The sequence below is a fragment of the Streptomyces sp. NPDC102451 genome (genome assembly GCF_044765485.1).
In the GTDB taxonomy this organism is placed as follows: domain Bacteria; phylum Actinomycetota; class Actinomycetes; order Streptomycetales; family Streptomycetaceae; genus Streptomyces.
Map to the genome: position 1 here is coordinate 66,355 of NZ_JBIWKD010000020.1, position 24,058 is coordinate 90,412.

The window sequence follows — 24,058 nt, forward strand, 5'->3', positions numbered from 1 at the left end:
TGCTTACGCCAGTGGAACCCAGGCGTCCGCCGCAGCGTTGATAGCTTGGGGCGGCCACGCAGCCGCGCACACCGACCAACCCTGGAGCCCGGACCCTTGAATACGCTTGCGCTCGGCCCGAGCTGGCTGGACCCGGATTATCTGCTCAACACCTTCGGGCTGCCCGGCCTCCTGCTCATCGTGTTCGCCGAGTCCGGGCTGCTGATCGGCTTCTTCCTGCCCGGTGACTCCCTGCTGTTCACCACGGGTCTGCTGGTGACGACGGGTGACCTGAAGTACCCGCTGTGGCCGGTCTGCGTCCTGGTCGCCCTGGCGGCGATCATCGGTGACCAGGTCGGCTATCTCTTCGGCCGCAAGGTGGGGCCCGCGCTCTTCAAGCGCCCGGACTCCCGTCTCTTCAAGCAGGAGAACGTCGAGAAGGCCCACGAGTTCTTCGAGAAGTACGGTCCGAAGTCGCTGGTGCTGGCCCGCTTCGTGCCCATCGTCCGGACCTTCACGCCGATCATCGCCGGTGTGAGCCGGATGAACTACCGCTCGTTCATCACGTTCAACATCATCGGTGGTGTGCTCTGGGGCGTCGGGGTGACGCTGCTCGGCGCGGCCCTCGGTAAGATCGACTTCGTGCACGAGCACATCGAGCTGATCCTCATCCTGATCGTGCTGATCTCGGTGGTGCCGATCGCGATCGAGTTCCTGCGGGCCCGCAGCAGGTCGAAGAAGGAGGCCGCCGCCCAGCAGGGTGACGACCGGGACCCCTCGGACGGCGGCCCCGCGGCGGGCCCCCACGGCGGAGCGGACGACGAGGGCCAGGGCCCCGCGGCCTACCGGTACACCGCGGACCAGGCGGCGTCCCCGTACGACGGCGGCGGTCACGACAGCGCGTACGGCACCGGCCGGCCGGGTCAGTACGGCGGCCAGGGCGGCCAGTACGGCGGCGGGCAGCCCGGTCAGTACGGCGGCGCGCAGGACGACCAGCAGTACGGCGCCCAGTACGGCGGCCAGTACGGCGGCGGCCAGGAGGCCCAGTACGGCGCGCAGCAGGCCCAGTACGGCGCCCAGCAGGCCGGCGGCCAGTACGGCGGCGGGCAGCCCGGCCAGTACGGCGGCCAGTACGGCGCCCAGGGCCAGTACGGCACCGATCAGGGCGGCCAGTACGGCGCTGCCCAGCAGAGCGGCCAGTACGGCGCTCAGCAGGGCCAGTACGGCGCTCAGCAGGACAGCGGCCAGTACGGCGGCGCTCAGCAGGGCGCCCAGTACGGCGGCAACCAGGGCGGCGCCCCGTACAACAACGGCCAGGCGGCTCCGTACGACGGCGGACACGACGGCCGGTACGGCGGAGGGCAGCCCGGCCCGTACACGGACCGCGGCGACGCCTACGGTGACCGCCCCGCGGCCCGCCCGGGCGACGGCCAGGAGGACGACCCGGGGCAGTACGGGTGGCAGAACAGGCGCTGACGCTCCCCGCGCACGCATCGACGGCGCCCCGGTCCCCCGGAGGGACCGGGGCGCCGTACGTGTGTCAGAAGCCGCGGGTCCGCTTCGCCGCCCGGCGGGACGCGCCCTCGACCGCGCCCGGCACCCGCATGAACAGCCGCGAGATCTCGCTTCCCAGATTCACCCCGATGGCGATCGCCAGCGCCGTGGCGACAGCCGTGAAGAGCGAGGTGAGCCCGGTGTCCACCTCGTTCTGCGCGACACCCAGCAGACCGAAGTAGGTCGCCGAACCCGGCAGCAGCGGGCCGATCGCGGCCGTGATGTACGGCAGCGACGAGGTGTAGCGGTAGCGCGAGAACAACTGGCCGAAGAGACCCACCAGACCGGCCGCGACCGCCGTCGCCGCGACCGGAGAGATCCCGCCCGTACGCGCCATCGCCCCGTAGATGATCCAGGCCACGCCCCCGTTGAGGGTCACCGCGAGCACTGTGGAGCGCTCCTGCTGGAGCAGGATGGCGAAGGCCAGCGTCAGGGTCATCGAGACCAGGATCTGGAGCACCGGCCGGTCGTTGGGTTCGAAGCGGGCTTCCGGATTGAGTTCGGCGCCGAGCTGGACCCCCAGATAGAGCATCAGCAGCACGCCCGCCACGATGCCGATGAAGAAGTACATGACCTCCAGGAGCCGGGCCCCCGCGGTGAGGTAGTAGCCGGTCAGGCCGTCCTGCACCCCGGCGACGAGAGCTCGCCCGGGCAGCAGCGCGAACAGCCCACCGGTGATCACCGCGGAGGGCCGCACATCGGTCGAATGGGTGAGGGTCAGGGCGATGCCCATCGCGGCGGGGGGCATCGCCGCCGCCGCGAACTGGTAGAACTCGGGCAGCCCGCGCCCGGCGCAGAGCCAGGCCAGCCGGTCGCCGAGCATCGCGCCCGCCGCCGCCACGACGAAGACCAGCACACCACCACCGACCAGCACCGATGCCGAGCCCGCGAGCAGACCGGCGGCGGCCGTCAGCACCCAGCCGGGGTACGGGTGCCGGTTACGGCGGATCTCGGCGAGGCGCCGGTAGGCCTCCTCCAGCGACACCTCGACGTGTTCCGCCGAGGTGATGTCGTCGATCAGCCCGAACACGGCCGCCAGCCGGGTGTAGTCGGTGCCCCGACGGCGTACGGTACGGCTCGCCGTGATGGGGTCGTCGACCAGCGACGGCTGGTACGAGATGGACAGCAGCGTGAAGGTGACCGTCGGCTCGGAGCGGTCGAGCCCGTACGAGCGCGTCACCGCGAACATGGCGGCCTCGACGTCCTCGGCGCCCTCACCGCCCGCGAGGAGCAGCTCCCCGATACGCAGCGTCAGGTCGAGCACGCGCGGTACGGCGGGACCCGAGTCGTCGGTCTGCTGCACGCTCTCGGGCGCCGGACGCTCCGTCACCGGCATGCGCAGCATCGTGCGCATCCGGTCCTGCCAAGGGGCTTCCTTGGTCAGCCTGACCATCGGAATGCCGTGCGCGGGAGTGAACGCGGGCGGCTGGTGCTGCGCGCTGTACCCGCTCGGCGGGACGAAGGCGGACGAGAGCGTGTCGGCCCCCGCACCGCCTCCCGGACCGGAACCGGAACCCGGGCCGGAGCCGGACGACGCCGACGGATCGGTGTGCAGACCGGCCGGAAGGGCGAATTCCGATGTCGGGTGGTCGTCCTCGGACGGAGCCGCCGGCTGCTCCACGCCGGCCGGCGGGACGAAGGCGCTGCGTGCCTCGTCGGACTGGGGCTTCTGGTCCTCGGGACCGCCCTGTTCCGCCACCACTCGACCTCGTTCCTCCTCGACCACCCGTTCCGGGAGCGCTTCTGCCCAGTATGTGCACGGACATGGGCGACCACACGCAACGGGCGGCGCACCGGTGAAGGTGCGCCGCCCGTTGTCTGTACGCCGTGCCGGGCCGGTCAGGCCCCATGCGCCGTGATCCGCGCGGCCCTCGCTCGTGAGCGGGGCCCCGGGACTACGTCAGTGCTTCCCGCCCTGCGCCTCGAGGCGCTTGCGGGAGGCCTCGATCTCGGCCTCGGCCTCGGTGCGGCCGACCCAGTCGGCGCCCTCGACGGACTTGCCGGGCTCCAGGTCCTTGTAGACCTCGAAGAAGTGCTGGATCTCCAGGCGGTCGAACTCCGAGACGTGGTGGATGTCGCGCAGGTGCTCCACCCGGGGGTCGGACGCCGGGACGCACAGCAGCTTGTCGTCGCCGCCGGCCTCGTCGGTCATCCGGAACATGCCGATGGCGCGGCACTTGATGAGGCAGCCGGGGAACGTCGGCTCCTCCAGGATGACGAGCGCGTCCAGCGGGTCGCCGTCCTCGCCGAGGGTGTTCTCGACGAAACCGTAGTCCGCCGGGTAGCTGGTCGAGGTGAAGAGTCGACGGTCCAGACGGATCCGACCGGTCTCGTGGTCCACCTCGTACTTGTTCCGCGAACCCTTCGGGATCTCGATAACGACGTCGAACTCCACGGGTGGCTCCTCCATGATCAACACATACGACTGATGGTTAAGTGTCCCTCACGCAGATGAGTGCTCGCGAAAGGGGCTGGTCAACGGTGGCCGAGCCGGTGGAGAGACCGACGGACGGACCGTTGAACAGGTGGGGCAAGTGGAAAGTCCCGGAGTACCTGAAGCGCGGGAGCGGACCGATCGGCCTCGGGCTCGTCGCAGGCTCCGCGGTGCTCGGCCTGGTCGTCGCCACCGGTGCCGTCCTCGCCGCCGGTCCCTGGGACTCCGGTCAGCGTAAGGCCGAGCGGGACCGGGCGGTCGTCCAGCAGCGCGCAGGTGGCGCACATCACGAAGGGACCGAGCCCGACGGGCCGGAGCCCGCCGCCAGCGCGCCCGCCGTCCTGAGCGCCCTCGGCACCGCGTCCGGCCGCACGGCCCCGGCGGGCGCGAGCGGCCTGGACGCCGCGCTGGCGCCCCTGCTGGACGCGCCCGCACTCGGCTCCGTACGCACCGCCGTGGTCGTGGACGCGGCCACCGGCAAGCAGTTGTACGCGCGGGGCGCGACGACACCCATGACCCCCGCGTCGACCGTCAAGATCGCCACGGCCGCCGCCGCGCTCTCCGCGCTCGGCCCTGCCCACCGCATCCCGACGACCGTCACCCTGTCCCCGGACTCCCGGACGCTCACCCTCGTGGGCGGCGGTGACCCCACCCTGGACGGGGCGGCCCTGCGCGCCCTGGCCGCCGACACGGCGCGCTCCCTGCACGACGCCGGCGCCGGGTCCGTACGGCTGGTGTACGACACCTCGCGCTATTCGGGTCCCGCGCTCCACCCCATCGGCCCCAACGAGAACATCGCGCCCGTCAGCGCGCTCATGGCCGACGAGGGCCGCCTCGACACGAGCGACCGTGGCCCGGCCCCCCGTACCGACGACCCGGCGGGTGACGCGGCGCGTACCTTCGCGGACCTCCTCGACGACGCCGGTGTCGCCACCCGGTCCGCCCCCACGTCCGGAAGGACGCCGACCGGGTCCCGGACGGTGGCGACGCACCTGTCGAAGCCGCTCTCCGCCCTGGTCGAGCGGGCCTTGACCAACAGCGACAACGACATCGCCGAGGCCCTGGCACGGCAGACCGCGCTGAAGGCCGGGGAGCCCGCCTCCTTCGCCGGGAGCCGCCGCGCCGTCACCGCCCGGCTGAAGGCGCTCGGCCTTCCTCTGGCCGGGGCCCGGTTCGCCGACGGCAGCGGTCTCGACCGGGCGGACAAGGTGACGGCGGGGCTCCTGGCGCGGCTGCTCGCGCTCGCCGCGGGAGCCGACCACCCGGAGCTGCGCCCCGTGCTCACCGGCCTCCCGGTCGCCGGATTCAGCGGCACGCTCGGCGACCGCTACCCCGCGACGTCTCCGGCAACCGGCCTGATCAGGGCCAAGACGGGCACCCTCACCGGGGTGAACAGCCTCGCCGGCACCGCGGTCGACGCACAGGGCAGGCTGCTCGCCTTCGCCTTCCTGGCCTCGGGCACCACGTCCGCGGCCGATGCGGAGGCATCGCTCGACACCCTGGCCACCACGCTCACCCGGGGCACCCGGTGAGCGGCTGACACCCCTCCATGGAGCGACCACCTCACGTACGGTTGACGCATGACGAGCATCGGTGGTGCCGAGTTGGTCGACTGGAATCTCGCGGTCGCGACCGCGACCCGGTTCGTGCGGCCGGGTCCCGAGATCAGCCGTGAGGAGGCCCGTGCCGTCGTCGCTGAGCTCCGGCGGCATGCCAAGGCCTCGGAGGAGCACGTCCGTTCGTTCACCCGGATGATCCCGGAGGGCCACGAACCCGAGGACACGCCGGTCCTGGTCGTCGACCGGGCCGGCTGGATCAGGGCCAACGTGGCGGGCTTCCGCGAGCTGCTGCGTCCGCTGCTCGGGAAGATGCAGGACCGCCGCGGCAGCGGCCCCGGCAACGCCGTGCTCGGTGCGGTCGGCGGCAAGGTGACCGGCGTCGAACTGGGCATGCTGCTGTCGTTCCTGGCCTCCCGGGTCCTCGGACAGTACGAGACCTTCGCCCCCGCCACCCGGGAGCTGCCCGCGTCCTCCAAGGGGGGCGGCAGGCTGCTGCTGGTCGCACCGAACATCGTCCACGTCGAACGCGAACTCGACGTCGACCCGCACGACTTCAGGCTCTGGGTCGCCCTCCACGAGGAGACGCACCGCACCCAGTTCACCGGGGTCCCCTGGCTCCGCGACCATCTGCAGGGCGAAATCCAGTCGTTCCTCGACGAGACCGACGTCGACCCCATGACCGTGCTCGAACGCCTCCGCGAGGCCGCGCAGGCCTTCTCGGGAGGCAGCCGCCCCGAGGGCGAACGCGGGGAGGACGGCGACGGCGGGCACAGCCTCGTCGAGATCGTCCAGACGCCCGCCCAGCGCGAGATCCTGGGCCGTCTCACCGCGGTGATGTCCCTGCTCGAAGGCCATGCGGACTTCGTGATGGACGGCGTGGGCCCCGATGTGGTGTCCTCCGTCGCCGAGATCAGGGAGAAGTTCCAGCAGCGCAGGGCGCGCGGCGCGAGCCGGCTGGACCTGGCGCTGCGCAAGCTCCTGGGGCTCGACGCCAAGCTGCGGCAGTACCGCGACGGCGAGAAGTTCGTCCGGGCCGTGGTGGACGAGGTCGGTATGGACGGCTTCAACCGGGTGTGGACCTCCCCCAACACCCTGCCCACGAAGGCCGAGATCGCCGCACCGGCGGACTGGGTGGCGAGGGTGCACCGTAAAGCAGAGTCGTGATCTTGACGGGTCCGGCGGCAGAAGATTGCCCCTCCAATCACCCATCCGAGGGACCGTAGGGGCATGGGAAGGCGTGCAATGCTCGATGAACAGCTTGGCTCTGTCACCATCGACGCACTCTGAGTGACGGGACTCCGTCCCGCGCACTCGGGGGGCACCCCCCAAAAAAACTTCACCCGAAGGGCACCGGACATGGGTCCCCATCCTGCGGTCGCGGCGATACGCCTGGCGGTCCGCCGCGTACTCCACGACGTCGTCACCGAACACAACCGACACACCGAACAGGCCGGACACGCCGAGTTCGCCGAAGCGGGCATGGGCGGGAGGCGTTCCGCGCTTCCCGAACGGCCGGACACCCCGCTGGTGCTCGTCGCGTGCTCCGGGGGCGCCGACTCCATGGCGCTCGCCTCCGCCCTCGCCTTCGAGTCGCGCAAGCTCCCCGTCCGCGCGGGCGGCATCACCGTCGACCACAACCTCCAGCCCGGCTCGGGGCTCCGCGCCGACGAGGTCGTCGCCCGCCTCGCCGAGATGCGGCTCGACCCGGTCGAGGCCGTCGCCGTGCGGGTCGGCCGCGGCGGCGGGCCCGAGGCCGCCGCCCGGGACGCCCGCTACGCCGCCCTGGACGCCGCGGCGGAGCGCCACGGCGCCGCCGCCGTGCTCCTCGGCCACACCCGCGACGACCAGGCCGAGACGGTCCTGCTGGGCCTCGCCCGCGGTTCGGGCATCCGCTCGCTCTCCGGGATGGCCGCCGCCTCCGGTCCCGCCGGCCGCTACCGCCGCCCGTTCCTCCAGCTCGACCGGCAGACCGCCCGCAAGGCCTGTCTGGTCCAGTCGATCCCCGTCTGGGACGACCCCCACAACATCGACCCCGCCTACACCCGCTCCCGGCTGCGCCACGAGGGCCTGCCCGCCCTGGAGAAGGCGCTGGGCAAAGGAGTCGTGGAAGCCCTCGCCCGTACGGCGCAGCTCTCCCGCGACGATGCGGACGCCCTCGACACCTGGGCCGCGGAGGCCGCCCGCTCCGTCCGCGACGACGACGGACGACTGGAGTGCGCCAAGCTCTCCGTCCTGCCGCCCGCGGTGCGCCGCCGGGTGCTGCGCCGGGCCGTGATCGACGCCGGTTCCCCCGCCGGTTCGCTCTTCGCCCGCCACATCGAGGAAGTCGACCGGCTCATCACCGGCTGGCGGGGCCAGGGCGCCATCAACCTGCCCGGCCGCGTCGAGGTGCGGCGGCAGGGTGGCAGACTGGTGATTCGGCAGAGCTGAAGCGCAAGCGGCTGAAGTGCAGGCGAAACGCCGGTCCGGCCCGGGGAACAGTCCGGGGTCCGGCAGGGCAGAGAAAGAGACGCGGGTGAACGAGAAGGACATGGGCACCGACCTTCAGTCGGTGCTCCTCACCAAGGAAGAGATCGACGCGAAGCTCGTCGAGCTGGCAGCGAAGATCGACGCGGAGTACGCGGGCAAGGACCTGCTCATCGTCGGCGTGCTCAAGGGCGCGGTGATGGTCATGGCGGACCTGGCCCGTGCGCTGTCCACCCCCGTCACCATGGACTGGATGGCCGTCTCGTCGTACGGCGCGGGAACGCAGTCCTCGGGCGTCGTCCGGATCCTCAAGGACCTCGACACCGACATCAAGGGCAAGCACGTCCTGATCGTCGAGGACATCATCGACTCCGGCCTGACGCTGTCCTGGCTGCTGACCAACCTCGGCTCGCGTGAACCCGCGAGCCTGGAGGTCTGCACGCTGCTCCGCAAGCCGGATGCCGCGAAGGTCGCGATCGACGTGAAGTGGGTCGGCTTCGACATCCCCAACGAGTTCGTCGTGGGCTACGGGCTGGACTACGCGGAGAAGTACCGCAACCTCCCCTTCGTCGGTACGCTCGCGCCTCACGTCTACGGAGGCTGACCCGGTCGCCCGACGGGGACCGGCGGAACACGGCCGAACCCGGCCGGGCTCCCGGGAACCCTTGTGGCGATCGGGCCGTTGGAGCCTTCGAAGACGGGTTTGCCGGACCTCCCCTGCGGTCACGGGTGACAATGCTGGGGTACCGTCCGAAGAACAGTCTTTTCTCACAGCAGCATTTACCTACGGGCAGGAGGGACGGGGCGACTTCGCTCCGTATGGATGGACGTGAAGCGATACTTCCGTGGGCCGGTCATGTGGATCGTGCTGGCCGTCCTCGCCGTGGTCGTGTTGATGCAGGTCGTCGGCTCGTCCGGCGGCTACAAGACGGTGGACACCGGCAAGGTGATCCAGGCGATCAGCAAGAACCAGGTGGAGCAGGCCAAGCTGACCACCGGTGACGAACAGATCCTGAAGATCGAACTGAAGGACGGACAGAAGCTCAAGGGCGAGTCCGGCAGCAAGTTCCAGGCGAGCTACATCGGCAACCAGGGTGTCGAGCTCGCCGACACGCTGCAGAAGAAGTTCGAGAGCGGTGACATCGAGAAGGGTTACACCGTCTCGCCGTCGAAGCAGTCCCCGTTCGTCTCGATCCTTCTCTCGCTGCTGCCCTTCGTCCTGATCGTGGTCGTGTTCCTGTTTCTGATGAATCAGATGCAGGGCGGCGGCTCCAAGGTCATGCAGTTCGGCAAGTCCAAGGCCAAGCTGATCACCAAGGACACGCCGAAGACGACGTTCGCCGATGTGGCGGGGTCGGACGAGGCCGTCGAGGAACTGTACGAGATCAAGGAATTCCTCCAGGAGCCGGCGAAGTTCCAGGCCGTCGGCGCCAAGATCCCCAAGGGCGTCCTGCTCTACGGGCCGCCCGGTACGGGTAAGACGCTGCTCGCTCGCGCCGTCGCCGGCGAGGCGGGCGTCCCGTTCTACTCGATCTCCGGTTCCGACTTCGTCGAGATGTTCGTCGGTGTCGGTGCCTCCCGGGTGCGTGACCTCTTCGAGCAGGCCAAGGCGAACGCCCCGGCGATCGTCTTCGTCGACGAGATCGACGCCGTCGGACGGCACCGCGGTGCCGGCATGGGCGGCGGTCACGACGAGCGCGAGCAGACGCTCAACCAGCTGCTCGTCGAGATGGACGGCTTCGACGTGAAGGGCGGCGTCATCCTGATCGCCGCCACGAACCGGCCGGACATCCTGGACCCGGCGCTGCTGCGTCCCGGACGCTTCGACCGGCAGATCGCCGTCGACCGGCCGGACATGCAGGGCCGCCTCGAGATCCTCAAGGTGCACCAGAAGGGCAAGCCCGTCGCGGAGGACGTCGACCTCAACGCGGTCGCCCGTCGTACGCCCGGCTTCACCGGTGCCGACCTGTCGAACGTGCTGAACGAAGCGGCGCTCCTGACGGCGCGCAGCAACAAGAAGCTGATCGACAATCACATGCTCGACGAGGCCATCGACCGCGTCGTGGCGGGTCCGCAGAAGCGGACCCGGATCATGTCCGAGAAGGAGAAGAAGATCACCGCGTACCACGAGGGCGGACACGCCCTGGTCGCGGCGGCCTCACCCCAGTCGGACCCGGTCCACAAGATCACGATCCTCTCCCGCGGACGTGCCCTCGGTTACACGATGGTGCTCCCGGAAGAAGACAAGTACTCCACGACGCGCAACGAGATGCTCGACCAGCTGGCGTACATGCTGGGCGGGCGCGCGGCCGAGGAGCTGGTCTTCCACGACCCGACGACCGGTGCTGCGAACGACATCGAGAAGGCCACCGCCACGGCCCGTGCGATGGTCACGCAATACGGCATGACCGAGCGCCTGGGCGCGATCAAGTTCGGTGGAGACAACACCGAGCCGTTCGTGGGCCGGGAGATGGGCCATCAGCGCGACTACTCGGAAGAGGTCGCGGCGCTCGTCGACGAAGAGGTCAAGAAGCTCATCGAGGCCGCGCACAACGACGCGTGGGAAATCCTCGTGGAGAACCGCGACATCCTCGACGCCCTGGTCCTCGAGCTCCTCGAGAAGGAGACGCTCGGCAAGGAGCAGATCGCCGAGATCTTCGCCCCGATCGTGAAGCGCCCGGCCCGCCCGGCGTGGACCGGTTCCGCCCGGCGTACCCCGTCGACGCGTCCGCCGGTGCTCTCTCCGAAGGAGCTGGCCCTCACCAACGGCACCGCCAATGGTTCGGGCACTCCGGAGATCGCTCCGACGGACATCACGAAGAACACCGGCACCTCCACGGAGGCGATTCCCGAGGATCGCCCCGAGAGCTAGCCCCTGCCCGACCTGGTGTGGCCCCTGTCACGGGGGCTCCACCAGGCCCGGAATGGATGCCGCGCCCCCCAGGTTCTAGCCTGTGGGGGCGCGGCTTTTCCGTATGCCTGCGTAGTGCCTGCCGAATTTCCGTGAGGCCGGGCGGGCCCGCGCATGTGACTGCACAGAGGAACGAGGCACAGATGACCGACCCGGTGACGCTCGACGGGCAGGGATCGATCGGCGTATTCGACGAGAAGCGGGCCGAGTCGGCCGTACGGGAGCTCCTCATCGCTGTGGGTGAGGACCCTGACCGCGAGGGGCTGCGCGAGACCCCGGGCCGGGTGGCACGTTCGTACAAGGAGATATTCGCGGGTCTCCACCAGGAGCCCGAGGACGTCCTGACGACGACGTTCGACCTCGGGCACGACGAGATGGTGCTGGTCAAGGACATCGAGGTGTTCAGCACCTGCGAGCACCACCTCGTCCCGTTCCACGGCGTCGCGCACGTCGGCTACATCCCGGCGACGAGCGGCAAGATCACGGGGCTGTCCAAGCTGGCCCGGCTGGTCGACGTCTACGCCCGGCGTCCGCAGGTGCAGGAGCGCCTCACCACGCAGATCGCCGACTCCCTGATGGCGATCCTGGAGCCGCGCGGGGTCATCGTGGTCATCGAGTGCGAGCACATGTGCATGTCGATGCGGGGCATCCGTAAGCCCGGAGCCAAGACGATCACGTCCGCGGTCCGCGGCCAGCTGCGCGACCCGGCCACGCGCGCCGAGGCGATGAGCCTGATCATGGCGCGCTAGCCGGAGGAGACGGCCGACTGGCACATCTCCCCGTACGCCTGGCTCCAGGTCTTCGAGTCTCCTGAGCCCGCCGGCGGCAACCGGGTCACCCTGATCGAGAACCCGGCCACCGAATAGGGCGCGGGGCCCTGGGGCTCAGGCGGCCTGGGCCGTGTTCGTGTCGTCGTCGCCGTCCTCGGGGAGCTTGCAGACCCGTTCCAGGAAGAAGGCGGCGGCGATGACTGCGATGCCGGCCAGGACGGCGAAGCCCGCGTAGATGGCCTGATCGCGTCTGGGCGGGACGTCGAGGGAGCCGAGCAGGAAGACGCCCGTGCCGCCGTACAACCCGGCGACGAGCGAGGCGACGAGCGCGCTCGCCTGGCCGAAGACCACGGCGCGGGCCGCCATCATCGGCTCGACGCCCTTCGCCCCGGGGCGGCGCTCCCGCTGCGCCCGCAGCCGCGCCCGGATCGACAGCGCCGTGGCCAGCAGGACGACGGCGATCACGGCCAGCACGATGGGCGCGGCGAGCGGCACGCTCGGCAGGGTCCCCAGGGCGTCCCAGAGGCGGGCCGCACCCCAGGACAGCACGCCGGCTCCGGCGAAGAGTCCGGCCAGCGGCCCGAGCCGTAGTTGCTTCACCGAGAGTGCCGCCCTTCGTCGCCGTTGCCCGTGCCGGTCACCCGTGGTGACCCGTGATGACCGTGACCGGTCGTCCTTGAGCCTAACGACTACTCGGGGAGACGGAGTTCCAGGTCGGGCCGGGGAAGCACTCCGTCACGGCCGACACCGGCCAGCAGGTCGGCGACCGGGCCCGCGCCGGGGAGCTGGGCCTCCGGATCCACGTCGTGCCACGGGGCGAGGACGAAGGCACGCTCACGGGCGCGCGGGTGCGGAAGGGTCAGCAGGGGGTCGTCGGAGACCACCTCGGCGTACGACACGATGTCGACGTCGATGGTGCGCGGTCCCCAGCGCTCCTCGCGGACCCGGTCGAAGGCCTCCTCGATGGCCTGACCGCGCTCCAGCAGCGAGGAGGGGGGCAGGGTCGTCTTCACGACGATCACCGCGTTGAAGTACGAGGGCTGGGAGCCCGGCTCGACGCCCCAGGGCTCCGTCTCGTAGACCGGGGAGACCGCTTTGACCCGGAGGCCGGGGGTGTCCTCCAGGGCGTCGATGGCGCCCTGGAGCGTCTCCAGCCGGTTGCCGAGGTTGGAGCCGAGGGAGATCACGGCCCGTTTGGGGTTGGAGAGGGTGACGTCGGCCGCGTCGACCTGCTCGACCACTGCGGCGGGGACCGGCTGTACGGTCGGGTCGCTCTGCCCCTCGGTGGAAAATGCAGTCATGCTCGGCTCCGGGTGATGGTGATGGTCACGTCGTCGAAGGGGACGGTGATCGGGGCGTCCGGCTTGTGGACGACGACCTCGACCTCCTCGACCCCCTCGTGCTTGAGGCACTGCTGCGCGATGCGCTCCGCGAGGGTCTCGATCAGATCGACGGGCTCACCCTTGACGACGTCGACGACCTCTTCCGCGACCACGCCGTAGTGAACGGTCTTCGACAGGTCGTCGGCGGCTGCCGCGGGGCGGGTGTCGAGGCCGAGCACCAGGTCCACGATGAAGGTCTGGCCCTCCTCCCGTTCCCGGGGGAAGACACCGTGGTGCCCACGGGCCTTGAGGCCGCGCAGCGCGACACGATCCACGCGAATCACTCCTGCTGTTCGTCGTCTCTGGAGGCACCTAACCGCGTGCGGGCGGTGCGGTGCCGTCTTCCGAATCTACCCGCGAGCACCGACAGCGCCCGCCCGCGGGGGCGCGGACCGGCCCGGCAGGGGGTTGGTGTCCGCGTATACCCCGTGATCCGGGGGCTCAATCCCCGCAGCCCGCGCCGTCCGCTCAGGCCGTCGGTTCTTCGTCCTCTTCCTCACCGGTTTCGGCCAGTACGGGCGAGCCGTGGTGGGACCAGAGCTTCCAGCCCTCCGGTGTGCGCCGGAACACATTGGTGGCGACGACGAGCTGGCCGACGAGCGGGCCGAGCGCGTTGCCCTCCTCCGCGGGGCCACCGCTGAGGATGTTCTCGGTGCAGGTCACCAGGGCGGTGTCACCGGTCATCGCGACCCCGACATCGGTGAGGAAGAACTGGATGTACTCGGTGTTCGCCATGATCAGCGCATAGCTCCGCAGCACCTCGCCGCGGCCGGTGAGCACGGGCCAGCCCGGGTGGACGCAGGACACGGTGAGGTCCTCGCCGGGCAGCCACAGACCGGAGAGTTCGTCGAGGTCGCCGTGCTCCATCGCCTCGTAGAAGGCGGTGTTGGCCTGCTCGACCGCCGCGATGTCGGCGGCGGCCTCCTCGTGCTCCTCGCGCGGGGTGCTCACGCGGCTCCCTCGACGGCACGGGCCACCCGTACCGCGTCCGCCGTCGGCCGCACCGCGTGCACCCGGACCGCCCAGGCGCCCGCGGCGGCGGAGAGCGCGGAGACGGCGGCCGTCGCGGCGTCCCGTTCACGGGCGGGCGGCGGGGTGGCGTCCTCGCCGGCCAGCACATGGCCGAGGAACCGCTTGCGGGAGGCGGCGACGAGCAGGGGCCTGCCCAGATCGCGCAGCCGGTCGAGGTGGGCGACCAGCGCGAGGTCCTGGGCGGCGTTCTTGGCGAAGCCCAGCCCCGGGTCGATCACCAGCTTCTCGGGGTCCACCCCGCCCTCGACCACGGCCTCCATGCGCTCCCGGAGCTCCGCGACGACCTCGCCGACGACGTCCTCGTACACCGCACGGCTGTTCATCGACTCGCTGAAGCCACGCCAGTGCATGACGACGAACGGCACTCCGGCGTCGGCGACGACCGGGATCATGTCCGGGTCGGCGAGGCCCCCGCTCACGTCGTTGACCAGGACCGCACCGGCGGCGACGGACTGTTCGGCGACACCGGCCCGCATGGTGTCCACGGAGATGGTGACCCCCTCGGAGGCCAGCCCCCGCACGACGGGGATCACCCGGCGCAGTTCCTCGGCCTCGTCCACCCTGCTCGCGCCGGGGCGGGTCGACTCCCCGCCGACGTCGATCAGATCCGCACCTTCGGCCACCAGTTCGAGGCCGTGCTTGATCGCCGCCGTGGTGTCGAACCAGTGGCCCCCGTCGGAGAAGGAGTCGGGCGTCACATTGACGACCCCCATGACCGCACAGCGGTCCCACTCCGGGAGACCCCGTACCGTGCCCCGCCCTCGCAACGTACTCATGGGCCCAGCCTAGGCCGTGTCCGCGGGGTCCCGCCCGGGCCGCGACGCCCGGCACGGTGCCGCCGGGCGCTCGGACCCGCCGCCGGCCGCTCGGGCCCGCCGTCCGCCCCTCACCGGGAGGCGACGCCCGCCACGGTCTCCACGGCGACCTCGGCACGCGGCACGTCCTGCGCGTCCGCGTCGATCGAGCGGCGCAGGGCCTCATGGAGCCGGGCCGGGGTGAGCACGCCCAGGAAGCGGCCGGTGGCCTCCTCGTCGATGACGGCGATCCACCCCGCGTCGTGCTGCAGCATCGTGGCGAAGGCCTGCTTGAGCGGTGCGCCGAGCGGAAGCCACGCCTCCATGCGCCGGGCGTGTTCACGGACCGTGCCCTTGGCCACCGCCCCGCCGCCCACCGGGATCCAGCCGTGCAGATTGTCCTGGCCGTCGAGGACGACCGCCCAGCGCGCACCGTCGGCCCGTAGCCGCTCGGTCGCCTCCGCCAGCGGATCGTCGAGGTGGACGACCGGCGGCTGGTCCAGGTCGCTCTCCTCGATGGGCGTGACCGAGAGCCGCTTCAGCCCACGGTCCGCCCCGACGAAGTCGGCGACGTACGGAGTCGCCGGAGCCCCGAGTACCGTGGCCGGGGTGTCGAACTGCTCGATGCGGCCGTGCCCGTACACGGCGATCCGGTCGCCGAGACGGACGGCTTCCTCGATGTCATGGGTGACGAACAGCACGGTCTTGCGGACCTGTGCCTGCAACTTCAGGAATTCGTTCTGCAGCCTTTCCCGTACGACCGGGTCGACCGCCCCGAAAGGCTCGTCCATCAGCAGAACAGGCGGGTCGGCCGCCAGGGCGCGTGCCACGCCCACCCGTTGGCGCTGACCGCCGGAAAGCTGCTCGGGATAGCGGCCGCCATAAACGGAAGGATCGAGTCCGACGAGGTCGAGCAGTTCGGCGGCGCGCCGCCTGCCCTTTTCCCGCCCCCAGCCGAGGAGATGGGGAACGGTCGCGGTGTTCTCCAGGACCGTCTTGTGCGGGAAGAGCCCGACCTGCTGGATCACATAGCCGATGCGGCGGCGGAGCCGGACGGGGTCGATGGTGGATATGTCGTCCCCGTCGAGGAATATCCGGCCGTCGGTCGGTTCGGTCAGTCGGTTCACCATTTTCATGGTGGTCGTCTTGCCGCAGCCGGAAGGCCCGACGAGCGTGACCAGTTCACCCTCGGCGACCTCGAAGGAAAGGTCGTCGACGGCGGTGGTGCCGTCCGCGTACCGCTTGGTGACGTGCTCGAATCGGATCATGATTCCCCATTGTGACGCGGGTTCTGTGAAGGCCATGTTGCCGGAATACGACAGCCTCGGCGATTGTCGGTGGTCGGGGATAGGGTCACCCAGGACCGGACCCGGGACGGCATCGCGAGGGCAAACAGGAGGTGGGGGCGGATGGCCGAGCAGAACTGCCTGGTGGCGAACGACTGGATCTGCGGAGAGTATCTGCGCTCCCGCAGCCATGAGTTGACCGAAGCGACCGTCCAGCACATCTGGATCACGACGGCTTCCGTGCTGATAGGGCTCGCGGTGGCATTCCCGCTCGCGCTGCTCGCGCGCCGGGGCCGGCATTTCGCGGCACCCGTGCTGGGGCTGACGACCGTGCTCTACACCGTGCCGTCGCTGGCGATGTTCTCGCTGCTGCTTCCGCTCTTCGGACTGTCGGCGGCTCTCGTCGTCACCGGCCTGGTGCTCTATTCGCTGACCATTCTCGTACGGAACATCCTGGCGGGCCTCGAAGCGGTCCCGCAGGAGGCCAGGGAAGCCGCCGAGGGCATGGGATACGGCCCCGTCCGGCTCCTCTGGGAGGTCGAACTCCCCCTCGCGCTGCCCGCGCTGATGGCCGGGCTGCGGATCGCCACGGTGTCGACGGTCGCGCTGACCACGGTCGGCTCCCTCGTCGGCAAGGGCGGCCTCGGCAATCTCATCGAGGACGCGCTGCCCAGCTTCTTCAAGGCGCAGGTGCTGACCGCGTCCGTGCTCTGCGTGCTCCTGGCGGTGGCCGCGGACCTCCTGCTGCTCGGCGTGCAACGCCTGCTCACGCCCTGGACCCGGATACGGACGCCCGCCGGGGCATCTGCCGGGGCGGGCATAGCGAAGACGGAGGCGGTCTGACCCATGGGAGTCATCGGGGAGGCGTGGACCTGGCTGACCACCGGCTCCAACTGGTCGGGGGAGGGCGGGGCGGCGCACCGGCTGGCCGAGCACCTGTACGTCAGCGGGATCGCCCTCGCGGTGGCCTGCGTCATCGCCCTGCCGGTCGCGCTGTATCTCGGGCACGTGGGCAAGGGCGGCTCGCTCGCGGTCAACATCTCCAACGTGGGGCGCGCGGTCCCCGTGTTCGCGGTGCTGGCCCTGTTCATGATGACGCCCCTGCGCAACTCCGGCTATCTGCCCACGGTCGTCGCCCTGGTGCTGTTCGCCGTGCCCCCGCTGCTGACCAACGCCTACGTCGGGATGACGGAGGTGGACCGGTCGGTGGTGGAGGCCGCCCGGGGCATGGGGATGTCCGGCGCGCAACTCTTCGTCCGGGTCGAGCTCCCGCTCGCCTACCCGATGATCATGACCGGCCTCCGGTCGGCCGCCGTCCAGGTGATCGCCACGGCCTCGATCGCGGCCATGGTCGGTCTCGGTGGCCTGGGCCGGATCATCACCGCCGGCTTCAACACCTACGACACCGCGCAGGTCTTCGCGGGCGCCGTCCTGGTCGCCCTCCTGGCCCTGGTGGTGGAGGGCGTACTCGTGGCGCTGGACCGGCTGCTGTCGCCCCTGCGTCGCCGGCGGACCGCATGAGCGCGCTGACTTTTCGGACTGTGCACACCATTTTTCGCGGACGGAGAACAACATGAGCAGGACCTCGCGCATAGCGGGTGCGGTCATCGGAGCGGTCGCGCTGGCAGGGTCGCTCGCCGCGTGCGGCGGCGACAGCCTGGAGAAGGAGAAGAGCGGTTCGGACACGGGTGCCGGCGCCGACTCCAAGAAGGGCTCGCTCGTCGTGGGCGCCGCCGGTTTCACCGAGGCCAAGGTGCTCGCCGAGCTGTACGCCCAGGTCCTGGGCGACGCCGGGTACGACGCGTCGGTCACCACGGTGAAGAACCGCGAACTGTACGAGCCCTCGCTGGAGAAGGGCGAGATCGACATCGTCCCGGAATACGCGGCGACCCTCGCGGAATTCCTCAACGCCAAGGTCAACGGGGCGAAGGAGGCGGAGAAGAAGCCGGTCGCCTCGGGTGACGTGACGGCGACCGTCGCCGCTCTGGAGAAGCTGGCCACCCCGCTCGGACTGAAGGTCCTTCCTGCGGGCAAGGCGGTCGACCAGAACGCCTTCGCGGTGTCGAAGGAATTCGCCGAGAAGAACAGCCTCACGACCCTTTCCGATCTCGGCAGCTCGAAGATCAAGGTCAAGATCGCCGCGGGCGACGAGTGCGAGGTGCGCCCGTTCTGCGCACCCGGACTCAAGAAGACGTACGGCATCGACGTCGCCGGGATCGACCCCAAGGGTGTCGGCACGCCGCAGTCCAAGCAGGCCGTCAAGGACGGCAAGGACCAGCTGGTCCTCACGACCACCACGGACGCGGTGCTCGACGCGTACGGGCTGGTCTTCCTGGAGGACGACAAGAAGCTGCAGAACGCGGACAACGTCCTTCCGGTTCTCAATGCCAAGGACGCGGGCGACCCGGAGATCGCGGAGGCGCTCGGGAAGCTCACCGACGTACTCACCACGGAGGACCTCGCGGAACTGAACCGCAAGGTCGACGCGGAGCGCGCCAAGCCCGCCGATGCGGCCGGGGACTATCTCCGGTCGAAGGGGCTGATCAAGAAGTAAAAAGGCGTACGGGGAGGGCCACTTGGGAGATCGTAGGTAACCGGCGGGGAACAGATTGCCGGGCGGTCTCCCAAGTGACTCGTACGCACGGTAAATTTCGGGCCATGCCACGAGGACGCCACCGCCATTCACCGCCCCTCCACAGAATCCTGCCCCCCGCCGTGGTGGCCGGAGTGCCGGTCGTCTGTGCCGCCGGTGCCTGGCTCCTCGCGGAACCCCTGCCCCTGCGCGTCCTGGTGGCCGTGACGGCGGCCGCCGCCGTCACCGGTGCCTGCATGATGCGCAGCTGGGACCGGGCCGCGGGGCTGCGGGTCGCGGAGCTGACCCGTGCCCGGGCCAGCGACGAGTGGAAGACCGAGGAGCGCATAGCCGAACTCGAGGCGGACCTCGAGGAGTCAAGGGAACTGCGCACCCGGCTGGAGACCAGGCTGCGCCGCAAGCGCGTGGAGCTCGCCGGGCTGCGTGGCGAACACGCCGCGCTGCTGCGCCGGTACGCCAACGCCGAGACGGAGCGGGCCAGCGCGCTGGAGGGCCGCAGGCAGCTCGCCATCGAGGCGTCGTCGCCGCGCGAGCTCCTGCCCGCCCGCTCCACGCCGACACCGGGCGCCTATCTGCGCGCCGCCCAGGCCCTGCAGGACCTGTCCCGCAACGCCGCGCTCCAGGAGGCGCGCCGGACGGCCGAGCTGGCCCGGCAGCGTGACCTCGCCGAGCGCTCCGCGGAGCGGGACACGGAGGGCGACGGCCCGAAGGGGAAGCACGCGGCGGTCTCCGGAGCGGGTGACCCCCAGCACCGCCGCGCCCAGGCCGCCCTCCCCGCACCGAAGCTGTCGCCCGCCCCCGTGCGCCCGCCCCGGGCCGTGGCCGCCGCGTCCGCCGTCGTCCCGTACTCCGCCGCGCGCCGCCATCTCGTCCCGCAGGGGAGCTTCGACTTCTTCGGCACGCAGAAGGCGGACGCCGCGATCGAGTCCGTGCAGAACGAGGACCTCGCGGACGTGGTGGGCGAGGAGGCGCTGGCGGCGCACCGTACCGGCACGGCCGAGAACCGTGCCGTCGGCAAGGTCATCGACCTGACGGCGCACGACGAGACCGAGCAGCTGGACGTCGTCGAGCTGCGCAGCGCGATCTCCTCGTAGCGAGGTCCGCGCGCCCGCGGCTACTTGTCGATGTCCCCGACGACGAAGAAGAGCGAGCCCAGGATCGCCACCATGTCGGCGACCAGCGTGCCCGGCAGCAGCTCGGTGAGTGCCTGGATGTTGTTGAACGAGGCGGAGCGCAGCTTCAGCCGGTACGGGGTTTTCTCGCCCGTGGAGACCAGGTAGTAGCCGTTGATGCCCAGCGGGTTCTCGGTCCACGCGTAGGTGTGGCCCTCCGGGGCCTTCAGCACCTTCGGCAGCCGCTGGTTGATGGGCCCGGGCGGCAGGTCGTCCATCCGGTCCAGGCACGCGTCGGCGAGGTCCAGCGCGTTGTGCGTCTGCTCCAGCAGGCACTCGAAGCGGGCCAGGCAGTCGCCCTCGGTCCGGGTGACGACCTTCAGGGTGCCGGCCAGCTCCCCGTACGCGAGATACGGCTCGTCGCGCCGCAGGTCGAAGTCGACGCCCGAGGCCCTGGCGATCGGCCCGGACACCCCGTAGGCGTGCACGGCCTCGGCGGAGAGCACGCCCACCCCGCGGGTGCGGCCCCGGAAGATCTCGTTGCCGAGCACCAGCCGGTCGTACACGTCCATCCGTGAACGCACGGACGCCACCGCGTCCCTGGCGCGGCCGAGCCAGCCCGCGGGCAGGTCCTCCTTGAGGCCGCCGACCCGGTTGAACATGTAGTGCATCCGGCCGCCGGAGACCTCCTCCATCACGGCCTGGAGCTCCTCCCGCTCCCGGAACGCGTGGAACATCGGGGTGATCCCACCGAGTTCGAGGGGGTAGGAGCCGAGGAACATCAGGTGGTTGAGGACCCGGTTCAGCTCCGCCAGCAGCGTCCTCGTCCAGACGGCGCGCTCCGGGACCTCCATGCCGAGCATCCGCTCGACGGCCATGACGACGCCGAGCTCGTTGGAGAACGCCGACAGCCAGTCGTGGCGGTTGGCGAGCATGATGATCTGCCGGTAGTCCCTGGCCTCGAAGAGCTTCTCGGCCCCCCGGTGCATATAGCCGATGACGGGCTCGGCCTGCTGGATCCGCTCGCCGTCCAGGACGAGCCGCAGCCGGAGCACCCCGTGGGTGGAGGGGTGCTGCGGACCGATGTTCAGCACCATGTCGGTGCTCTCCGCCGCGCCGCCGATGCCGATCGTCGTCTCCGTCATGCGGGACAGTATCCCTCCTCGCGCTACGGGGCCCTCGGCACGGTCAGGCCCCCTCCTCCCCACGGTCCGGGACCCGGTGCCGCAGCCAGCCGAAGTCGCCCAGCCCGCCCCGCGCCGTCAGCTCCGCAGCCTCGCCGGCCGATGCGAGCGCCCGTACATAGCCGGCGGGGTCGGCCGACGCCTGTGACAGAGGCGGGCGTTCGCCGCTGATCCCCAGCTCCCGCAGCGCCGCCCGCTGGTCCAGGAGTTCGGCCACTCCTCCCGCCGCCGCCGCGCAGGCGTCCAGCGCCACGTGCGAGGTCAGGTCGCAGCTCCCGTCGGGCACGGGCTCCACCTCGCGGCCTCCCCGGAAGCCTGTCAGCGTCCCGAACGGGGGCCTCGACGCCCGTACATGGGCGTAGTCGACCGCCACCGCGGTCCCGCCGGCCAGCGACGCGACGGCCCGGGCCCAGGCCTCGTCGCGGGGCGCGCCGATCTCCGCGCGGTCACCGGGCCGGGACAGCGGCCACCAGCGGCTCAGCCACCGGGCGTCCTCCCCGGTCACCGGGTCGCCGAGCCGCTCGGTGCCGTCGGCCCCGCGTACGAGGACGTACCGGGGCACCCCGTCCGCGTCGGCCTCGGCGATGTCCGTGGGGACGTTGTCCAGCCATTCGTTGGCGAACAGCAGCCCGCGCACCCCGCGCGGAAGGTCCGCGCGCCACTCGATGTCCGGGTCGAGGCCCGGCGGGCGCGGGGCGAGCTCCACGGCGTACGCCCGTACGGTGAGGCAGGGGGCCGTGCCGCCGTCCCGCAGGGCCGCCAGCACCCCGGTCAGCAGCTCGCCGCGGCCCGCGCCCACGTCCACCAGGTCCACCGCGTCCGTCCCCAGCTCCCGTGCCGTGGCGGCCAGCAGCCGGGCGACGGCGGTGGCGAACAGCGGGGAGGCGTGCACCGAGGTGCGGAAATGGCCGGCGGGGCCCTCCGGGCGCCGGTAGAAACCCTCTTCCCCGTACAAAGCGGTCTCGGCGGCTTCCCGCCAGCGGCACCAGTCATACGTCACGTAGGCAAGTCTCCACCTTGGGGAGTACGGTCCCAGGACCCGGATCGGCCCTTCGGCTGACCCGGGCACCGATCAGCTGTCCCTACGCTGGGTAACGTGCAGCGCTTCTACGATTTCATCCGCAGACACCCGACGGGCGTCGACATCCTCTGGGCTGTCCTCCTCCTCGGGTTCTCCGGCGTGTCCATCGTGGCCGGCCAGGTCGGTGGTGGCCCGGAGCGCGTCGCCGCCGTGCCGATCGCCGTCGGGCTGTCCGTCGTGGTCGCCCTGCGCCGCCGGATGCCGGAGAAGATGCTGCTGCTCGCGATCCTGATGGGGCTCGCGCAGCTGGTGTTCGGAGTGCGGCCGGACGTGGCGGACTTCGCCATGCTGGTGATCACGTACACGGTGGCCACGGTGGGGGAGCGCTGGGCGTCCCGGCTGGCCCTCGGGTGCAGCCTGGCCGCTGCGGGGATCTCGCGGCTGCGCTGGCCCGACGACGCGCCGTACGGCGGCTGGGCGCAGTCGCTGGGCTACGCCGTCACGATGACCGTGCCCTTCGTCCTGGCCTGGGTGCTGGGAGATTCCATACGCACCCGGCGGGCCTACTTCAGTCAGCTGGAGGAGCGGGCCGCCCGGCTGGAGCGGGAGCGCGAGGCGCAGTCGAAGGTCGCGGTGGCCGCCGAACGGGCCCGCATCGCCCGCGAGCTGCACGATGTCGTCGCACACAACGTCTCGGTGATGGTGGTCCAGGCGGACGGCGCCGCGTATGTCATGGACTCGTCCCCCGATCAGGCCCGGCAGGCGCTGGAGACCATCTCCGGGACCGGCCGGCAGGCGCTCGCCGAGATGCGGCGGCTCCTCGGAGTGCTCAGGACCGGCGACTCGGAGGAGAGCGGGGAGTACGTCCCCCAGCCCGACGTCGAGCAGATCGAGGAGCTCGTCGGGAAGGTCAGGGAGACCGGCCTCGCGGTGGACTTCAGGATCGAGGGCACACCGCGCCCGTTGCCGAGCGGGGTCGAGCTGACCGCGTACCGCATCGTGCAGGAGGCGCTCACCAACACCCGCAAGCACGGCGGCCCCGACGCCGGGGCGAGCGTGCGGCTGGTCTACTTCGACGACGGGCTGGGCCTGCTGGTCGAGGACGACGGCCGCGGCGCCCCGCACGAGCTCTACGAGGACGGCGGAGCCGACGGCGCGGGACAGGGAATGATCGGCATGCGGGAGCGGGTCGGCATGGTCGGCGGCACGCTGGACGCGGGCCCGCGCCAGGGCGGCGGTTTCCGGATCAGCGCCCTGCTCCCGCTCAAGCCGGCCAACCAGTGACAGTGAGGACAGGACCCCTGATGGCGATCCGCGTGATGCTCGTCGACGACCAGGTGCTGCTGCGCACCGGCTTCCGGATGGTGCTCGCCGCCCAGCCGGACATGGAGGTGGTCGCGGAGGCGGGCGACGGTGCCGAGGCGATCGAGGTCCTGCGGTCCACGGCCGTCGACGTGGTGCTGATGGACGTGCGCATGCCCCGGCTGGACGGCGTCGAGGCGACCCGGCAGATCTGTGCGCGGACCGATCCGCCCAAGGTGCTGATCCTGACCACGTTCGACCTGGACGAGTACGCCTTCTCCGGTCTGAAGGCGGGCGCCAGCGGGTTCATGCTCAAGGACGTGCCGCCCGGCGAGCTGCTCTCCGCCATCCGTGCGGTGCACAGCGGCGACGCCGTCGTGGCCCCGTCCACGACCCGCAGGCTGCTCGACCGGTTCTCGCCGATGCTGCCGAGCGGGAAGAAGGAGCCGCAGCACAAGCACGTCGAGAAGCTGACCGAGCGCGAGCGCGAAGTGATGCTGCTGGTCGCGCAGGGGCTGTCGAACGGCGAGATCGCGGGCCGTCTGGTGCTGTCCGAAGCGACCGTGAAGACCCATGTGGGCCGCATCCTCACCAAACTGGCCCTGCGCGACCGTGTCCAGGTCGTCGTCCTCGCGTACGAGACGGGGCTGGTCAGGGCCGGCGGCCAGCCGGGCTGACC

23 protein-coding genes are annotated in these 24,058 nt (G+C 70.9%); 13 read left to right on the plus strand and 10 right to left on the minus strand.

Features of this window, described 5'->3' with window-relative positions; translation table 11 throughout:
* Positions 1-96: 96 nt before the first annotated feature.
* Positions 97-1,455 (plus strand): DedA family protein, encoded by a 1,359-nt coding sequence (locus tag ACIRD8_RS31880; RefSeq protein ID WP_403999295.1) that lies wholly within the window; start codon positions 97-99, stop codon positions 1,453-1,455.
* Positions 1,456-1,519: 64 nt separating this feature from the next.
* On the opposite strand, the gene ACIRD8_RS31885 is transcribed toward ACIRD8_RS31880, so the two are convergent.
* Both ACIRD8_RS31885 and ACIRD8_RS31890 read right to left on the minus strand, forming a co-directional pair.
* Positions 1,520-3,235 (minus strand): threonine/serine exporter ThrE family protein, encoded by a 1,716-nt coding sequence (locus tag ACIRD8_RS31885; RefSeq protein WP_403999298.1) that lies wholly within the window; start codon positions 3,233-3,235, stop codon positions 1,520-1,522.
* 198 nt (positions 3,236-3,433) lie between these two features.
* Positions 3,434-3,928, minus strand: a complete 495-nt coding sequence (locus ACIRD8_RS31890) for an inorganic diphosphatase (RefSeq protein WP_103516989.1) — start codon at positions 3,926-3,928, stop codon at positions 3,434-3,436.
* A gap of 86 nt (positions 3,929-4,014) precedes the next feature.
* On the opposite strand from ACIRD8_RS31890, the gene dacB reads away from it, so the two are divergent.
* The 6 genes from dacB to folE all read left to right on the plus strand — a co-directional run bounded on the left by dacB (position 4,015) and on the right by folE (position 11,652).
* Positions 4,015-5,499, plus strand: coding sequence for a D-alanyl-D-alanine carboxypeptidase/D-alanyl-D-alanine-endopeptidase (dacB, locus tag ACIRD8_RS31895; RefSeq protein WP_403999443.1), 1,485 nt, complete (start codon positions 4,015-4,017; stop codon positions 5,497-5,499).
* A 48-nt stretch (positions 5,500-5,547) separates the two neighbouring features.
* Positions 5,548-6,690: a zinc-dependent metalloprotease gene (locus ACIRD8_RS31900; protein ID WP_403999302.1), complete on the plus strand. Its 1,143-nt coding sequence runs from the start codon at positions 5,548-5,550 to the stop codon at positions 6,688-6,690.
* Positions 6,691-6,882: 192 nt separating this feature from the next.
* A complete protein-coding gene (gene tilS, locus ACIRD8_RS31905; protein WP_403999305.1) occupies positions 6,883-7,956 on the plus strand; it encodes a tRNA lysidine(34) synthetase TilS in 1,074 nt (357 codons plus the stop codon).
* 100 nt (positions 7,957-8,056) lie between these two features.
* Complete coding sequence (gene hpt, locus ACIRD8_RS31910) at positions 8,057-8,596, plus strand: hypoxanthine phosphoribosyltransferase (protein ID WP_014155504.1); 540 nt, start codon at positions 8,057-8,059, stop codon at positions 8,594-8,596.
* A 219-nt stretch (positions 8,597-8,815) separates the two neighbouring features.
* Positions 8,816-10,864 carry an ATP-dependent zinc metalloprotease FtsH gene (gene ftsH / locus ACIRD8_RS31915; protein ID WP_403999308.1) on the plus strand — a complete coding sequence of 683 codons (2,049 nt, stop codon included), beginning with the start codon at positions 8,816-8,818 and terminating at the stop codon, positions 10,862-10,864.
* A gap of 182 nt (positions 10,865-11,046) precedes the next feature.
* Entirely contained in the window at positions 11,047-11,652 is a 606-nt protein-coding gene (gene folE, locus ACIRD8_RS31920; RefSeq protein ID WP_403999311.1) for a GTP cyclohydrolase I FolE, read from the plus strand.
* A gap of 135 nt (positions 11,653-11,787) precedes the next feature.
* Here folE and ACIRD8_RS31925 read toward each other — a convergent pair whose 3' ends face one another.
* The 6 genes from ACIRD8_RS31925 to ACIRD8_RS31950 form a co-directional block, all read right to left on the minus strand.
* The gene (locus ACIRD8_RS31925) at positions 11,788-12,273 is read right to left on the minus strand and encodes a DUF3180 domain-containing protein (protein ID WP_403999314.1); all 486 of its coding nucleotides are present in this window, start codon (positions 12,271-12,273) and stop codon (positions 11,788-11,790) included.
* 89 nt (positions 12,274-12,362) lie between these two features.
* Entirely contained in the window at positions 12,363-12,974 is a 612-nt protein-coding gene (folK, locus tag ACIRD8_RS31930) for a 2-amino-4-hydroxy-6-hydroxymethyldihydropteridine diphosphokinase (RefSeq protein WP_403999317.1), read from the minus strand.
* A complete protein-coding gene (gene folB / locus ACIRD8_RS31935; protein WP_099173577.1) occupies positions 12,971-13,330 on the minus strand; it encodes a dihydroneopterin aldolase in 360 nt (119 codons plus the stop codon). The genes folK and folB overlap by 4 nt, the downstream gene beginning before the upstream one ends.
* A 193-nt stretch (positions 13,331-13,523) precedes the next feature.
* Positions 13,524-14,006 (minus strand): nuclear transport factor 2 family protein, encoded by a 483-nt coding sequence (locus ACIRD8_RS31940; RefSeq protein ID WP_403999319.1) that lies wholly within the window; start codon positions 14,004-14,006, stop codon positions 13,524-13,526.
* Positions 14,003-14,863 (minus strand): dihydropteroate synthase, encoded by an 861-nt coding sequence (folP, locus tag ACIRD8_RS31945; protein WP_403999321.1) that lies wholly within the window; start codon positions 14,861-14,863, stop codon positions 14,003-14,005. The genes ACIRD8_RS31940 and folP overlap by 4 nt, the downstream gene beginning before the upstream one ends.
* A gap of 110 nt (positions 14,864-14,973) precedes the next feature.
* A complete protein-coding gene (locus ACIRD8_RS31950; RefSeq protein ID WP_403999323.1) occupies positions 14,974-16,149 on the minus strand; it encodes an ABC transporter ATP-binding protein in 1,176 nt (391 codons plus the stop codon).
* Positions 16,150-16,290: 141 nt separating this feature from the next.
* On the opposite strand from ACIRD8_RS31950, the gene ACIRD8_RS31955 reads away from it, so the two are divergent.
* The 4 genes from ACIRD8_RS31955 (at position 16,291) to ACIRD8_RS31970 (ending at position 19,854) form a co-directional block, all read left to right on the plus strand.
* Positions 16,291-17,010, plus strand: a complete 720-nt coding sequence (locus ACIRD8_RS31955) for an ABC transporter permease (RefSeq protein WP_403999325.1) — start codon at positions 16,291-16,293, stop codon at positions 17,008-17,010.
* 3 nt (positions 17,011-17,013) lie between these two features.
* The gene (locus ACIRD8_RS31960) at positions 17,014-17,688 is read left to right on the plus strand and encodes an ABC transporter permease (RefSeq protein ID WP_403999327.1); all 675 of its coding nucleotides are present in this window, start codon (positions 17,014-17,016) and stop codon (positions 17,686-17,688) included.
* Between the two features lie 52 nt (positions 17,689-17,740).
* Positions 17,741-18,721 carry a glycine betaine ABC transporter substrate-binding protein gene (locus tag ACIRD8_RS31965; RefSeq protein ID WP_403999330.1) on the plus strand — a complete coding sequence of 327 codons (981 nt, stop codon included), beginning with the start codon at positions 17,741-17,743 and terminating at the stop codon, positions 18,719-18,721.
* A 104-nt stretch (positions 18,722-18,825) separates the two neighbouring features.
* Positions 18,826-19,854: a hypothetical protein gene (locus tag ACIRD8_RS31970; protein WP_403999333.1), complete on the plus strand. Its 1,029-nt coding sequence runs from the start codon at positions 18,826-18,828 to the stop codon at positions 19,852-19,854.
* A 20-nt stretch (positions 19,855-19,874) separates the two neighbouring features.
* On the opposite strand, the gene ACIRD8_RS31975 is transcribed toward ACIRD8_RS31970, so the two are convergent.
* A complete protein-coding gene (locus tag ACIRD8_RS31975; protein ID WP_403999336.1) occupies positions 19,875-21,017 on the minus strand; it encodes an NADH-quinone oxidoreductase subunit D in 1,143 nt (380 codons plus the stop codon).
* Positions 21,018-21,060: 43 nt separating this feature from the next.
* Entirely contained in the window at positions 21,061-22,056 is a 996-nt protein-coding gene (locus ACIRD8_RS31980) for an SAM-dependent methyltransferase (protein WP_403999339.1), read from the minus strand.
* Between the two features lie 96 nt (positions 22,057-22,152).
* Here ACIRD8_RS31980 and ACIRD8_RS31985 point away from each other — a divergent pair, with 96 nt between their 5' ends.
* On the plus strand, positions 22,153-23,361 hold the full coding sequence (locus ACIRD8_RS31985; protein ID WP_403999342.1) for a sensor histidine kinase: 1,209 nt from the start codon (positions 22,153-22,155) through the stop codon (positions 23,359-23,361).
* A gap of 20 nt (positions 23,362-23,381) precedes the next feature.
* Entirely contained in the window at positions 23,382-24,056 is a 675-nt protein-coding gene (locus ACIRD8_RS31990; RefSeq protein ID WP_403999345.1) for a response regulator, read from the plus strand.
* Positions 24,057-24,058 lie beyond the last annotated feature (2 nt).

Bases quoted from the DNA above. Each gene is read 5' to 3' on its own strand.
- ACIRD8_RS31900 (WP_403999302.1), top strand. From the start codon at position 5,548: ATGACGAGCATCGGTGGTGCCGAGTTGGTCGACTGGAATCTCGCGGTC.
- tilS (WP_403999305.1), top strand. From the start codon at position 6,883: ATGGGTCCCCATCCTGCGGTCGCGGCGATACGCCTGGCGGTCCGCCGC.
- hpt (WP_014155504.1), top strand. From the start codon at position 8,057: ATGGGCACCGACCTTCAGTCGGTGCTCCTCACCAAGGAAGAGATCGAC.
- ftsH (WP_403999308.1), top strand. From the start codon at position 8,816: ATGGACGTGAAGCGATACTTCCGTGGGCCGGTCATGTGGATCGTGCTG.
- folE (WP_403999311.1), top strand. From the start codon at position 11,047: ATGACCGACCCGGTGACGCTCGACGGGCAGGGATCGATCGGCGTATTC.
- folK (WP_403999317.1), bottom strand. From the start codon at position 12,974: ATGACTGCATTTTCCACCGAGGGGCAGAGCGACCCGACCGTACAGCCG.
- folP (WP_403999321.1), bottom strand. From the start codon at position 14,863: ATGAGTACGTTGCGAGGGCGGGGCACGGTACGGGGTCTCCCGGAGTGG.
- ACIRD8_RS31950 (WP_403999323.1), bottom strand. From the start codon at position 16,149: ATGATCCGATTCGAGCACGTCACCAAGCGGTACGCGGACGGCACCACC.
- ACIRD8_RS31955 (WP_403999325.1), top strand. From the start codon at position 16,291: ATGGCCGAGCAGAACTGCCTGGTGGCGAACGACTGGATCTGCGGAGAG.
- ACIRD8_RS31960 (WP_403999327.1), top strand. From the start codon at position 17,014: ATGGGAGTCATCGGGGAGGCGTGGACCTGGCTGACCACCGGCTCCAAC.
- ACIRD8_RS31965 (WP_403999330.1), top strand. From the start codon at position 17,741: ATGAGCAGGACCTCGCGCATAGCGGGTGCGGTCATCGGAGCGGTCGCG.
- ACIRD8_RS31970 (WP_403999333.1), top strand. From the start codon at position 18,826: ATGCCACGAGGACGCCACCGCCATTCACCGCCCCTCCACAGAATCCTG.
- ACIRD8_RS31975 (WP_403999336.1), bottom strand. From the start codon at position 21,017: ATGACGGAGACGACGATCGGCATCGGCGGCGCGGCGGAGAGCACCGAC.
- ACIRD8_RS31990 (WP_403999345.1), top strand. From the start codon at position 23,382: ATGGCGATCCGCGTGATGCTCGTCGACGACCAGGTGCTGCTGCGCACC.